The 13,414-nt window shown below is 71.8% G+C and carries 11 protein-coding genes; 7 read left to right on the forward strand and 4 right to left on the reverse strand.

The genetic code is table 11. The features are described from left to right. Window positions 1-8: 8 nt before the first annotated feature. Complete coding sequence (locus VFZ92_RS38990) at window positions 9-1,739, forward strand: ABC transporter ATP-binding protein (protein ID WP_330882545.1); 1,731 nt, start codon at window positions 9-11, stop codon at window positions 1,737-1,739. Window positions 1,740-1,753: 14 nt separating this feature from the next. After that, entirely contained in the window at window positions 1,754-3,085 is a 1,332-nt protein-coding gene (locus tag VFZ92_RS38995; RefSeq protein ID WP_330882547.1) for a DHA2 family efflux MFS transporter permease subunit, read from the forward strand. On the opposite strand, the gene VFZ92_RS39000 is transcribed toward VFZ92_RS38995, so the two are convergent. Beyond that, window positions 3,058-3,714 (reverse strand): NAD(P)H-binding protein, encoded by a 657-nt coding sequence (locus VFZ92_RS39000; RefSeq protein ID WP_330882549.1) that lies wholly within the window; start codon window positions 3,712-3,714, stop codon window positions 3,058-3,060. The two genes, VFZ92_RS38995 and VFZ92_RS39000, sit on opposite strands and share 28 nt — an antisense overlap. Window positions 3,715-5,192: 1,478 nt before the next feature. Next, a complete protein-coding gene (locus VFZ92_RS39005) occupies window positions 5,193-7,082 on the reverse strand; it encodes an intein-containing Rv2578c family radical SAM protein (protein WP_330882551.1) in 1,890 nt (629 codons plus the stop codon). 50 nt (window positions 7,083-7,132) lie between these two features. Between VFZ92_RS39005 and pnuC the strand changes: the two genes are divergently transcribed. From pnuC to VFZ92_RS39020, 3 genes are read left to right on the forward strand one after another with little or no spacing between them, the layout of a single operon-like run. Next, window positions 7,133-7,762 carry a nicotinamide riboside transporter PnuC gene (pnuC, locus tag VFZ92_RS39010; RefSeq protein WP_330882553.1) on the forward strand — a complete coding sequence of 210 codons (630 nt, stop codon included), beginning with the start codon at window positions 7,133-7,135 and terminating at the stop codon, window positions 7,760-7,762. Beyond that, window positions 7,759-8,859: an AAA family ATPase gene (locus tag VFZ92_RS39015; RefSeq protein ID WP_330882555.1), complete on the forward strand. Its 1,101-nt coding sequence runs from the start codon at window positions 7,759-7,761 to the stop codon at window positions 8,857-8,859. Before pnuC ends, VFZ92_RS39015 begins: the two co-directional genes overlap by 4 nt. Before the next feature lie 24 nt (window positions 8,860-8,883). After that, window positions 8,884-9,807 (forward strand): aminoglycoside phosphotransferase family protein, encoded by a 924-nt coding sequence (locus VFZ92_RS39020; RefSeq protein ID WP_330882557.1) that lies wholly within the window; start codon window positions 8,884-8,886, stop codon window positions 9,805-9,807. On the opposite strand, the gene VFZ92_RS39025 is transcribed toward VFZ92_RS39020, so the two are convergent. Then, window positions 9,797-10,492, reverse strand: a complete 696-nt coding sequence (locus tag VFZ92_RS39025) for a nitroreductase family protein (protein ID WP_330882559.1) — start codon at window positions 10,490-10,492, stop codon at window positions 9,797-9,799. The genes VFZ92_RS39020 and VFZ92_RS39025 overlap by 11 nt on opposite strands. Window positions 10,493-10,579: 87 nt before the next feature. Between VFZ92_RS39025 and VFZ92_RS39030 the strand changes: the two genes are divergently transcribed. Beyond that, complete coding sequence (locus VFZ92_RS39030; protein ID WP_414720111.1) at window positions 10,580-11,965, forward strand: YibE/F family protein; 1,386 nt, start codon at window positions 10,580-10,582, stop codon at window positions 11,963-11,965. Here the strand turns inward: VFZ92_RS39030 and VFZ92_RS39035 are convergent. Beyond that, entirely contained in the window at window positions 11,959-12,321 is a 363-nt protein-coding gene (locus VFZ92_RS39035; RefSeq protein WP_330882564.1) for a DUF1304 domain-containing protein, read from the reverse strand. The genes VFZ92_RS39030 and VFZ92_RS39035 overlap by 7 nt on opposite strands. Before the next feature lie 162 nt (window positions 12,322-12,483). On the opposite strand from VFZ92_RS39035, the gene VFZ92_RS39040 reads away from it, so the two are divergent. Then, on the forward strand, window positions 12,484-13,347 hold the full coding sequence (locus VFZ92_RS39040; protein WP_330882565.1) for a fused MFS/spermidine synthase: 864 nt from the start codon (window positions 12,484-12,486) through the stop codon (window positions 13,345-13,347). The last annotated feature ends 67 nt before the right edge of the window (window positions 13,348-13,414 follow it).

Raw genomic sequence — 13,414 nt, forward strand, 5'->3', positions numbered from 1 at the left:
GGACCCCGATGTCCGGATCTTTCAGCACGCTGCTGTCGTACGCGAGGCCGCACCGCGCGGTCCTGCTGTCCACGCTGGCGCTGACCCTGCTGGCCAGCGCGTGCGGCCTCGCCCAACCGCTGGTGGCGCAGGACGTGCTGACCGCGCTGGGCAGCGGCGGGAGCGTGGCGGGCCCGATCGCGGTGCTGACCGCGCTGCTGCTCGCGGGCGCCGCGCTGACCGGCGGGACGGCGTGGCTCCAGCAGCGCACGTCGGAGAGCGTCGTCCGCGACGTCCGGCGCGGCCTGGTGTTCCGCCTGATCCGCCTCCGCGTGCCCGAGCTGGACCGGCGGCCCCCCGGCGACCTGATCGCCAGGGTCACCTCCGACAGCACCCTGCTCCAGAGCGCGGCCACCGAGGGCCTGATCCTGGTGGTCAACGGGGCGCTGACGCTGGTCGGCGCGATCGTGCTGATGGGCACCCTGCACCTCGGCCTGCTGGGCGTGACGCTGCTGGTCCTCCTCGCGGTGGCCGCGGTCCTGACCCTCGTGCTGCCCCGCATCCGCGAGGCCGTGGCGCGGGCGCAGGAGTCGGTCGGCGCGATCGGCGCCACCCTGGACCGCACGCTGGGCGCCGCGAGGACCGTGAAGGCCAACGGCGCCGAGGACCGCGAGACCGCACGCGCCGAGGAGGCGGTGGAGCACGCCTACCGGGCCGGGCTCGTCGGCGCGCGCTACTCGGCCGTGGTCAGCGTCGTCTCCGGCGTGTCCATCCAGGGCGCCTTCCTGGCCGTGCTCGGCTTCGGCGGGATGCTGGTCGCGTCCGGCGACCTCTCGGTGGCGTCGCTGATCGCGTTCCTCCTCTACGTGTTCTTCCTGGCCGGGCCCATCGCCTCGCTGGTGGGCGGTGCCAGCAAGATGCAGCAGGGGCTGGGCGCGGTGGGCCGCATCGAGGAGGTCCGCGACATGCCGGTCGAGGACGACGTGGCGGCGCTCGTGGCGCTCCCCGACGGCCTGCCCCCGCCCGCGATCGAACTCCGCGACGTCCACTTCACCTACCCCGGCCGCACCCCGGCGCTGAAGGGCGTTTCCTTCACCGTCCCCGGCGGCACTCAGACGGCACTGGTCGGCCTGTCCGGCGCGGGCAAGACGACCATGTTCGCGCTGCTCCAGCGCTTCTACGACCCGGCGGCGGGCTCGGTCCTCATCGACGGCGTGGACGTCTCCTCGATGACCCGCGCCGAGGTCCGCCGCCGCATCGCCTACGTGGAGCAGGACGCCCCCGCGATGGCGGGCACGATCCGCGACAACCTCCTCTACGCCGCCCCGGCGGCCACCGACGACGAGATCACCGAGGCGCTGCGCGTGACCTGCCTCGACCGCCTGGTGGACGGTCTGGAGCTGGGCCTGGACACCTCCGTGGGCCCGCGCGGCGTGACCCTGTCCGGGGGTGAGCGCCAACGGCTCGCCATCGCCAGGGCGTTGCTGCGCAAGCCGCAGGTGCTGCTCCTGGACGAGGCCACGGCCCAGCTGGACGCCCGCAACGAGCAGGCGCTGCGGGACGCCGTGACCCGTGCCGCGCGGCGGTGCACGGTGGTGCTGATCGCGCACCGGCTGTCCACGGTGACGGAGGTGGACCAGATCGTCGTGCTGGAGCACGGACTGGTGCGGGCGAGGGGCACGCACCGCTCCCTGGTCGACGACGACGACCTGTACCGCGAACTGGCGTCGACCCAACTCCTTGCCGATGCCATGGAATAGTCGGGTGCGTGCCGGTGCGCAAACCGCTCGTGCTCGCCATCTGCTGCATGAGCCTGTTCATCGTCGGGTTGGACGCGACGATCGTGAACCTCGCGCTGCCCTCGATCCGCCGCGAGCTGGGCGCGTCGGTGACCGGTCTCCAGTGGACGGTCGACGCGTACACGCTGGTGCTGGCGGCGCTGCTCGTGCTGTCCGGCTCGACGGCCGACCGGCTCGGCAGGCGCCGCACGTTCCAGGCCGGGCTGGTCCTCTTCAGCGTCGGCTCGCTGCTGTGCAGCATCGCGCCGTCCGTCGGGCTGCTCGTCGTGTTCCGGATGGTCCAGGCCGCGGGCGGCTCGATGCTCAACCCGGTGGCCATGTCGATCATCACGAACACCTTCACCGAGAAGCGCGAACGCGCCAGGGCCATCGGCGTCTGGGGTGGCGTGGTCGGCCTCAGCATGGCGGCGGGCCCGCTCGTGGGCGGTGCACTGGTCGAGACGATCGGCTGGCGCTCGATCTTCTGGCTCAACGTCCCGGTCGGCGTGCTGGCGGTCGTGCTGACCGCGCTGTTCGTCCCCGAGTCGAAGGCGGCCAGGCCGCGCAGGCTCGACCCGGTCGGGCAGGTGCTGGTCGTCCTGGTCCTCGCGGGCACCGTCTTCGGCATCATCGAGGGGCCGGGCGAGGGGTGGACGTCGCCGCTCATCATCGGCTGCTTCGTCGTCGCGGCGCTCGCGCTGGTGGGCCTGCTGCGCTACGAGCCGCGGCGGGAGGACCCGCTGCTGGACCTGCGCTTCTTCCGCAGCATCCCGTTCTCCGGGGCCACGGTCATCGCGGTCTGCGCGTTCGCCGCCCTGGGCGGGTTCCTCTTCCTGAACAGCATCTACCTCCAGGAGACGCGCGGGTTCTCCGCGCTCCACGCGGGCCTGCTCACCCTGCCGATGGCCGCCACGACCGCGGTGTTCGCCCCGTTGTCGGGCCGCATCGTCGGCGCCTGGGGGGCGAGGGTGCCGCTGCTGATCGCGGGCACCGGCCTGACCACCGCGGGCGTGCTGCTGACCACCACCACGCCCACGTCGTCCCTCGCGTTGCTGGTCGTCGCCTACGCGGCGTTCGGCATCGGGTTCGGGATGGTGAACGCGCCGATCACGAACACGGCGGTGTCCGGCATGCCGACCGAGCAGGCAGGCGTGGCGGCGGCCATCGCCTCCACCAGCCGACAGGTCGGCGCGGCGCTGGGCGTCGCCCTGATCGGCGCCTTCGCCGGGAGCGCGGTGGGCTGGTGGATCATCGCCGGGTGCGGCGTGGCGGTCGCCGTGCTGGGCGCGGCCACGACCGGTCAGCGGGCGTTGAAGTCCGTGCTGTAGTGGATCTTCTTCGCCGGGCTGGTGCGCGCGACGTCCAGCATCGCCAGGCCGATGTTCTCGGTGGTGGTCGTCGCCCTGGGCAGCAGCTTGTTCAGCAGCGGGTAGGCCTTGCCGAAGACGGAGTACACGGCACGGGCCCAGCGGTGCGGCGACGCGACACCGTGCAGCGGCTGGATGTAGCCGGGCCGGAAGGCGTACCCGCGCAGCGGCAGCGCCATCACCTCGTTCTCGGTCCTCCCCTTCACCCTGGCCCACATCTGGCGGCCCTTCTCGGTGCTGTCCGTTCCCATGCCCGAGACGTAGATGAAGGTCGAGTCCGGGTTGACCTCGGCCAACGTCCGGGCGGCGGCGAGGGTGAAGTCGTAGGTGATGCGGGTGTACTCGGCCTCGTCCTTGCCGACGGAGGAGGTGCCCAGGCAGAAGAAGCAGGCGTCGTAGCCGGTGAACTGGTCCTTCACCGCGGAGAAGTCGGTGAAGTCGGTGTGGATGTGTTCGGTGAGCTTCGGGTCGGAGGTGCCGGTGGGGCGGCGGACCACGGAGAGGACGGAGTGGACGTCGGGCGCGAGGAGGCACTCACGCAGAACACCCTGGCCGACCATGCCGCTCGCACCGAACACGATGACCTTCATGGGTGGAGGTTAGAGGACGGTGGGGCCGGCCAAGCTGGACGCTGGGACTTCGCGGTCCGACGCAACTCGCCCGCTGTCCCGGTAGCGCGCGTGAGACGGCGTCGCACGACCCGGCGGCGGGGTGAACGGAAGCACCCAACTCAAGCCGTGCGAACGAAAGCACCCAACTCAAGCCGTGCGAACGGAAGCACCCAACTCAGGCTGTGCGAACGGAAGCACCCAAGTCAACCGTCGCAGTCCCCCTCCGCCGGCCCGATCCGAAGCGCCCTCGCAGTTTCCGTTCTTTGTCAAGGAATCTTTCCTACCTTGACAAAGAACGGAAACTGTAGGAGATAATTGCGCGAGCGGGGTGGCGGAGGGTGTCCGCCTTCGTGACCTGGGGTGCCAGCTGCGAGCTGGGCGGCTTCGACTTCCAGCGTGCTGTGGCCGATTTGACTCGGGGACCCCTCGATTTGACCCTTGATCGGGCAAAAAGGGCAGTCCCGAAAGCCTGCCCGATCACAAATTTTAAGGGTCAAATCCCCCGAGTAAAATCGGCCACGTTTCAGGGAAGGCCCCGACTCACTTTCGCGCGAAATCGGTCATGGCTGGCAGATGATCCCGACCTGTCCAGGGGTGGCGATGGCTACTCATGCCTACCTGGGGACTCGGCAGACTCACAAGCCCTCAAGCCCTCAAGCCCTCAAGCCGGCAGTTCGGCAGTTCGGCAGTTCGGCGAGTCAGCAGGCCAGCGAGCCAGCAGGTCGGCGGGTCGGTGGCAAAACTTGAGCCGCCGGGCCGAAACTCGCCCCGCCGCCCCGGCCGCCACCGTCGCACGAATCCACCCGCCCTGCTTGTCCAGCTATCTCCGCTTGCCCGACCCCCTTCGCGCGACCACCCACCGTTCGCCTGTGCGACACCCGCTGCCAGCCCGTCCTCTGCACCCGACCATCCCGTCGTTGGACTGTGCGGTGCCCGATGTCAGACGCGCTTGGACGCCTACCCTTCCTCTACGCCCGCCCCTCCTTGGCGTCCGCCCCTTCCTTGATGCCCGGCCTTTCCTTGATGCCTGGCTCTCCTATTGCCTTACCGTCGCCATTCTCGACCGTTCCGCTTCCCCCGCCATCGCCGTACCCAGCCGTCCTGCGCCTTGCGCTTTCGCGCAACCCGGCCAACCCCGTTTCCGTGCAGCCCAGTCGCCCAGGCACCCTGGTTTCACGCAGCTCGGGCGCTCGCCAGCCACCCCGCCGCACACCCGGCTGGCCGACCACCCCCGCGGCCCGGCCGTCCGCCCGTTCCCCTGCCTGACGGCCTGTCCCTCTCCCTGCCCGCTGATCCGGAGGCACCCCCCGGTCGCCATTCCCGTCTCAGCGCTTCCCCGCCCTCGACGCTTCCCCACCCCCAGCGGCTCCCCACCCCCAGCGGCTCCCCACCTCCGCCCCAGCGCCCCTCCGCCCCGGCTGCGCGCCCCCGCCCCGCGCGCCCGCCGCGTGCTGCGGCTACAGCAGGGTCAGTTGGTCGCGGTCTATCCCGCGTTGGGTGGGGATGTCGGCGGGTAGGGCTCCTTCCGGCCACCTGGCCTCGCCGTCGCCGTCGCTCTCCGGCGGGGACCCGGTGGCGGGGCGGCTGTGGGGTGGTTCGAAGCCGTGTCTTCTGAGTAGCGGGCGCAGGCGGGCGGTGAGCCAGGTGCGGTAGCGCTTGTCGGCGTTGCTGCCCGTGCCGTACAGGTTTCGGTAGCCGTCCAGCAGGTCCGGGTGTTCACGGAGCAGCCACCTGGCGAACCACTCGCGTGCGCCGGGGCGGAGGTGGAGGGCCAGGGCTGTCGCGCCGGTGGCGCCTGCGGCGGCTATCTCGCCCAGCAGCGCGTCCAGGTGTTCCTTCGAGTCGGTGAGGGCGGGGAGGACCGGGGCGATGAAGACGCCGCACGGGAGGCCCGCGTCGCGGACTCGGCGGATCAGGTCCAGACGGGACTGGGGACTGGGGGTGCCTGGCTCCAGGGAGGACTGGAGGTCGCGGTCCAGGAGGGCCAGGGAGACGCCGATGCCCACGGAGACCGACTTGGCCGCCTCGGCCAGCAGGGGGAGGTCACGGGCCAGGAGGGTGCCCTTGGTGAGGATGGAGAAGGGGGTGCCGGAGTCGGCCAGTGCCGTGATGATGCCCGGCATCAGCCGGTACCGGCCCTCGGCGCGCTGGTAGGGGTCGGTGTTGGTGCCCATCGCGACGTGCTCGCGCCGCCACCTGGTCGACCGGAGCTGACGGGTGAGCACCTGGGCGGCGTTGACCTTCACCACGACCTGGCTGTCGAAGTCGTGGCCCGCGTCCAGGTCGAGGTACTGGTGCGAGTTGCGCGCGAAGCAGTTGTGGCTGACGACGCCGTCGGCCACGAAGTCGCCGGTGCCGGTGGTGATGTCGAACAGCGGACGGTCCTCGCCCAGCGCCTCCACGGCCACGACCCGCGCGGTCGCGTCCAGGGGCGCGCCGTCGACCGATCGGTGCGCGCTGCGGGCGGGCTCGACGGTGTGGCAGAACCGCAGGGCCTCCGACGCCCCGCCGCGCAGCCTCGTCACGCCGTCCTCGACGGTGCAGTCGAAGTCGAGCCGCTTCAGGCCGAGCACCACGGCGTCGACGATCGGGTGGTCCGTGCGGATGCGCAGCACACCGTCGTCGCACCGGCCCGCGGCGTCGAACACCCCGGCGAGGAAGCCCTTGGTCCAACTGTCCTCCGGGGCCACGGGCCACTCGATGCGGTCGCGGTCGAGCGCCGCGTACCGCTCGGCCCTCTCCAGCGCCTCGGGCTCGGTGGTCAGACCGCCCCGGACCACGCCCCACAGGTACCCGCCGCGGTACTCGGCGTCCTCCACCGGACCGGTGACGGCGCCGCCGAGCCCGACCAGGCGGTCGCCCACCGAGAGCCGGGGCAGGTCGCACGAACCGGAGGCGACGTGCCTCCACCCCTCGGTGCTCAGGAACCGGTGCTCCCCGCTGGACACCAGCGACCTGCCGTCCTCCAGCACGACCCGGTAGGCGGGCTTCACCGTCCGCCAGTGCGCGAGGACGGTCGTGCGCACGTACCTGCCCCCGCGCGTGCCGCACACCTCGTCGCCCACTTCGAGTTCGGCGAGCGCCCGAACCCGCCCGTCCCCCAGCAGCACCGGCGTGGAACCGTCCAAGCAGTACGTGCACCCGTGCGTGCACCCGCGGTAGGGGTTGACCGTCCACTTGAACGGCATGGGCGAGGCGCCCGCCACCTTGTTCAGCACGGATTTGGCGTGCACCTCGTGGAACACCACGCCGGAGAACTCGGGAGTTCGTACGCTGCGCACGAGCCCCGGCAACCCCGGTAGCGCCTGCTGAGGTGCTGCCCCGTCCTTTTGGCCGTCCCATCGCATGGCATTGATTCGAACACGTGTTCGAACCCGACGTCAATCGGAGTCACCCGTTGGACTTCCTCCTGATCCCCTTCACCACCCCCGCGCTCACCTTCGCGGGCGCCGCGACGACCTGGGGAGAGGTGTTCGGGTTCGTGACGGGCGCCCTCTGCGTGTGGCTGGTGGCCAGGCAGAACACCTGGAACTGGCCCATCGGCATCCTCAACAACCTGGCGTTCCTGGCCCTGTTCGCCACCAGCGGCCTCTACGCCGACTCGGGGCTCCAGGTCGTCTACGTGGGCCTGGCCCTCTACGGCTGGTGGTCCTGGCTGCGCGGCGGCGTCGAGCGCACGCCGCTGCCCGTCAGCCGCACGACGTCGGCGCAGTGGCTCTGGCTCGCCGTCGCGGGCGTCGTGCTGACCGGCGTCCTGGTCTGGGTCCTGACGAGCTACACGTCGTCCACGGTGCCGTGGGCCGACTCGATCACCACGGTCCTGTCCCTGCTCGCGACCTGGGGCCAGACGCGCAAGAAGCTGGAGTCGTGGTGGCTGTGGATCGCCGCCGACGTCATCTACGTGCCGCTCTACGCCTACAAGGGCCTGTGGCTCACGGCGATCCTGTACCTCGGCTTCATCGCCCTGTGCGTCCTGGGCCTGCGGTCCTGGTCGAAGGCCCACCGCCGGGACCTGGTCGCCGCATGACCCGCTTCCGCCACGCGCTGGTGCTCGGCAAGTTCTACCCGCCGCACGCGGGCCACCACCACCTGGTCCGCACGGCGGCGGCGAGCAGCGAGCGCACCACCGTCGCCGTGCTGGGCTCCAGCGTCGAGTCGATCCCGCTGGCGGACCGGGTGTCGTGGCTCGCCGCCGAGCACGCGGACGACCCCGGCGTGGTGGTGCTCGGCGACCTCGACGACCACCCGATGGACTTCGAGGACGACGCGGTCTGGGAGCTCCACGTGGGCGTCACGAGGTCGGTGCTGTCCCGGCGGGCCATCCTCGACGGCGACCCGGCGGGCGCCCCCGTGGACGCCGTGTTCTCCAGCGAGGCCTACGGCGACGAGCTGGCGAAGCGGCTGGGGGCCGAGCACGTCGCCGTGGACCCGGCGCGCGCGGCGGTGCCGGTCTCCGGCACGGCGGTGCGCGCCGACCCGGCCGCGCACTGGCACCACCTGGCCCCGGCGACCCGGCGGGGCCTGGCCGCGCGGATCGTCGTGGTGGGCGCCGAGAGCACGGGGACGACCACGCTGTCCCGCGCGCTGGCGGCGGAGCTGGCCGCTCCGTGGGTGCCGGAGCACGGCAGGCGGCACACGGAGCTGAAGCTGGCCGCCGCGCGCGCCTTCGACCCCGGGACCGGAGTGGACCGTCTGGTCTGGACGGTCGGCGACTTCGTGGACGTGGCCGTGCGCCAGCAGTCCGACGAGGACGCCGCGGTGGACGGTCCGGTGCTGGTGTGCGACAACGACGCGTGGGCGGCGACCGTGTGGGGCCACCGCTACCTCGGCGCGCCGCACGCCGACATCGCCCCGCACGCCCGCAGGCCCGCGCTGTACCTGCTCACCGACCACGTCGGGGTGCCGTTCGAGCAGGACGGCTGGCGCGACGGCGAGCACCTCCGCGAGCGGATGACGGGTCTGTTCACCGCGGGCCTCGCGGAGCGGGGCGTGCCGTGGCGGCTGCTGACCGGCACGCACGGCGACCGGTTGGCGCAAGCGATTGCGGCGACGCGGGACGTGCTCGTCGACCACTTCCGCTTCGCCCGGCCCCTGGAGGCGCCGAAAACCGGTCGCCGGGGATGACCGGGTGGTCTACCGTCCGCGACCGTGCCGGACGCCGACCTCACCCCCTCCGCCGCGCGGGCGATCCTGCGGCGCGTCGCGCCCGCGGCGACCCTCACCGGGGTCGTGCGCCGGACGGGCGGGGAGCTGAGCGGCGTCCACGAGCTGCGCTGCGCCACACCGGTGATCGTCAAGGTCTACGCCGACGAGTGGAGCTACCGGCAGGACAAGGAGGTGCACGTCTACCGGACGCTCGCCCGGCACGGCGTCGGACCGGTCCCCGAGGTGCTGCACGTCGAACGCGCCGGGGGCCTGCTCGACCGGGCGTTCACCGTGCTGACCAGGGTGCCCGGCGTCCCGCTGTCCGAGGTCTCCCCCGGCCTGGCCGACGACGAGCACCGCGGGCTCTACCGGGGTCTCGGGGAGTTCCTGGCGGCCCTGCACGGCATCGGCCAGGACGGCTTCGGGGAGATCACGACCGAGGTCGTCGACCCCGAGCCCGCGAACGACCGGTACATGACCCGCCGGTTCGCCAGGACCCTCTCCCTCTTCGGCGGCGACCCCGACCTGCGCCGCGCGGTGGAGGAGCACGTCGCCGAGCGGGCCGGGCTGTTCGCGCGCTGCCCGGCACCGGTCCTGTGCCACAACGACCTGCACGAGGGCAACGTGCTGGTGGACCGCGGGGCGGACGGCTGGGAGGTGAGGGGGTTCGTCGACGTGGAGAACGCGATCGCCGCCGACCCCGTGCTCGACGTCGCCAAGACCGACTACTACTCGATCCGCGGCGACGGGGCGAAGCTGGCCGGTCTGCTGGAGGGCTACGGGCCGCTGCCCGACGACTGGCGCGACCGCGTCGCCCTCTACTCGCTGCACCACGCCCTCGAACTGTGGAACTTCTTCGCGCTGATCGACAACACCAGTGCCCTGCCCGGCATCGTCGACGACGTCCGCCGCCTGGTCAGACCGTGACGACGACCTGGTCGAGCGACTTGCGCACCAGGTTCGGCACGACGCAGTCGTCGGCCGGGTAGCCGATCGGGACGACGGCGAACGCCTTCTCGTTGCGCGGGCGGTCCAGCACCTCGCCGAGGAACCTCATCGGCGACGGCGTGTGCGTCAGCGCGGCCAGGCCGGACAGGTGCAGCGCGGTCAGCATCATCCCGACCGCGATGCCGACGGACTCGTCCACGTAGTAGTGCTTGCGGGTGCTGCCGTCGGCTTCGAGGTAGAACCGCTGCTGGAACACGACGACCAGGTGCGGCGCGTCGGTGAGGTGCGGCTTGTGGTCGTCCGTCCCGAGTGGACGGAGCGCCTCGAGCCACTGCTCGCCGAGCCTGCCCGCGTAGGAGACCCGCTCCTCCTGCTCGGCCGCGGCGCGGATGCGGGCGCGCACCTCGGGGTCCTTGACCACGACGAACGTCCACGGCTGCTGGTGCGCGCCGCTGGGCGCGGTCGCGGCGACGGCGATGGCGTTGAGCACCAGCTCGTCCGGCACGGCGTCCGGGGAGAACATCCGCACCGTGCGGCGTTCGGCCATCCGCGCGCGCAGGTCCGCCGAGATCCGCAGCGATTCCTCGAAGGCCAGCCGGGCCGGGCGGTACGGCACCGGGTCGAACTCCAGGCCGTGGTCGGGGGTCCAGTGCGTCGTCGTCACGGATCGAGTGTGGCTCGGGTGGGGTGCGGAGCAGAACCCCTGTCCGCCGGGCCGTCCGGATCACGGGCACCCCAGTCGTCGTGAATGATGTGCGCCGTGGAGGACAAGCTGCCGACGGGGCGACGCCGACGCCGAGCACAGCCGACGACGGGTCACGGCCACGGCCACGGTCCCGTCGAGCCCGCGTCGAGACAGGTCCGCACGCTGCTGCTGGTCCTGCTCGTGCCGCTGGTGCTGCTGACGGTCGTCGGCGCGCTGCTGCTCTACCCGTTCGGCCACGACCAGAAGACGGGCGCGGAGATCGGTCTGCGCCAGAGCCCGGTCAAGGCCGACGTCACGGCCGTCGTCGCGGGGTCGTGCGGCGGCCAGGCGGGCACCGGGGACTGCCTGCTGGTCACGGTGACGATGACCGAGGGCGAGGCCTCCGGGAGGTCGATCACCGTTCCGGTGCCGAACGAGCCCGCGACGCCGAAGTTCGCCGTGGACGACGCGGTCGTGCTGGCCTACGCGGGCGCGAACCCGACGGACCCGCAGTCCTACCAGCTGGTCGACTTCCAGCGCGGGGTCCCGCTGGCCGTGCTGGCCGCGCTGTTCGCGCTGGCCGTGCTGCTGCTGGGCCGCTGGCAGGGGTTGAAGGCGCTCGGCGCGCTGGTGCTCAGCTTCGTGGTGCTGATCCTGTTCGTGCTGCCCGCGATCCTGGCAGGCGAGGACCCGCTGCTGGTCGCCGTGGTCGGCGCCGGGCTGATCATGTTCGTCGTGCTGTACCTCACGCACGGGCTGACGGCGCGCACGTCGACGGCCGTGCTCGGCACCCTGGTCAGCCTGGCGATCATCGGCGCGCTCGGCTCGCTGTTCTCGGCGTTCGGCAAGCTCACCGGCCTGGACGAGGACACGGCGAACCTGGTCGCGCTGCTCGGTCGCGGCATCGACACGCGCGGCCTGCTGCTGGCGGGTGCCCTGATCGGCGCGCTCGGCGTGCTGGACGACGTGACCGTGACGCAGACCAGCTCGGTGTGGGAGCTGCGCCGGGCGAACCCGTCGCTGAGCCGCCGCAAGCTGTACTCGGCGGGTCTGCGGATCGGCCGCGACCACATGTCGTCGGTGGTGAACACGCTGGTCATGGCCTACGCGGGCGCCGCGTTGCCGCTGCTGCTGGCGTTCTCGCTGTCCGGGAGGGGGCTGTTCGAGATCTTCACGGCGCAGCAGGTCGCCCAGGAGATCGTCCGGACGCTCGTGGGCAGCATCGGCCTGGTGGCGGCGGTGCCGGTGACGACGGCCCTCGCGGTGCTCGTGGCGACGCGGGAACCGGTTCCGGCGTCCACAGTGGAGGAGCCCCCCGCCGTGGACCCCGACCCGGAACCGGAACCCGAACCGGTCGCCCCGCGCAGGCGGAGGCGACCGGTCGCCCGGCTGTCCGGTGACCTCTACACCGGCTACCACCGGGACAAGGGTCCGTGGACCCGACCTCAGTGAGCGACCAGCACCAGGACGAGGGCGAGGGTCGCGGGCACCGTCTGGACGAAGATGATCCTCTTGCTGGCCGTCAGCGCGCCGTAGACCCCGGCCACCATGACGCACACCAGGAAGAACACGGCGAACTGGAACGAGGGGTCGCCGTCGACGATCAGCGAGTAGAGCAGACCGGCGCCGAGGAAGCCGTTGTAGAGGCCCTGGTTCGCACCGAGCGTCTTGGTCTCCTTCGCGAACTCCGGGGTCAGGCCGAACGCCTTGTACCCGCGCGGTTTGTCCCAGAGGAACATCTCCAGCACCAGGATGTAGAAGTGGATGATCGCCACGAGGCCGACCATGATGTTCGCCGCGATCTGCACGGGGTCCTCCAGGGTTGAGCGGTGTACCGGTCCGTATCGTGTCAGTGAGCGGACGGGCGGACGCACCCCTGTTCCACTATCGGGGGTTCGGGCAGCGGATCCAGGGGTGTTCGCGCAGCCCACGCGGTCCGGGGCGCCGCGGGCATGGCGGATACTGGTGCCGTGGCACGTGGCAGGAACACCCCGCAGACGCTGAGCGAACAGGTCGACTCCGGCACGGCCGAGCTGTCCCCCGACCCGGACCGGCCGAACGCCTGGCTGCTGCGCCTCAACGGCACCGCGCAGTCCCACGTGGACCTCGACGACCCGACGAACCTGGAGTTCGAGTACGTCCAGCGCCTCGGCCACGTGGTGGACCTCATGGCGCCCGAGAGCAAGCCCGTGCGGGCCCTGCACCTCGGCGGCGGCGGGTTCACGCTGCCGAGGTACATCTCCGCGACCAGGCCGAGGTCGACCCAGCAGGTCGTGGAGATCGACGCGGCGCTGATCGACCTGCTGCGGCGCGTGCTGCCGCCGGACAAGAACGCCCGCATCCGCATCCGCAACGGCGACGCCCGCGAGGTGATGTCCCGCGCGCCGAGCGCGACGTTCGACCTCGTCGTGAGCGACGTGTTCTCCGGCGCCCGCACGCCCGCGCACCTCACGTCGCTGGAGTACGTCCAGGAGGCCGCGCGCACGATGGTCGCGGACGGGATCTACGCGTCCAACATCGGCGACGGCAACGCGCTGGTGTACGCCCGCGCCCAGGCCTCGACCGTGCGCGCGGTGTTCGAGCACGTCGCCGTGATCGCCGAGCCCGGCATCCTGCGCGGCCGCCGGTTCGGCAACCTGATCATCCTCGGCTCGCACGTCGAGCTGCCCGTCGAGCAGCTGGTCCGGCGCACGGCGGGCGACCCGTTCCCCGGCAGGGTCGAGCACGGGCGGCAGCTGGAGCGGTTCATCGGCGGCGCGAAGCCGACGACGGACGCGACCGCCACCCGCTCCCCCAGCCCGCCGCCCGGCACGTGGGGCCTGCCCGCGGAGTAGTCGTACCCGAACGGCCGCGGGTGAAAGCACTGATCAGGATGGTCGACCGCGGGACCCGGACCTACCC

Origin of the sequence: Umezawaea sp. (genome assembly GCF_036375055.1) — a bacterium.
Classification (GTDB): Bacteria; Actinomycetota; Actinomycetes; order Mycobacteriales; family Pseudonocardiaceae; genus Umezawaea.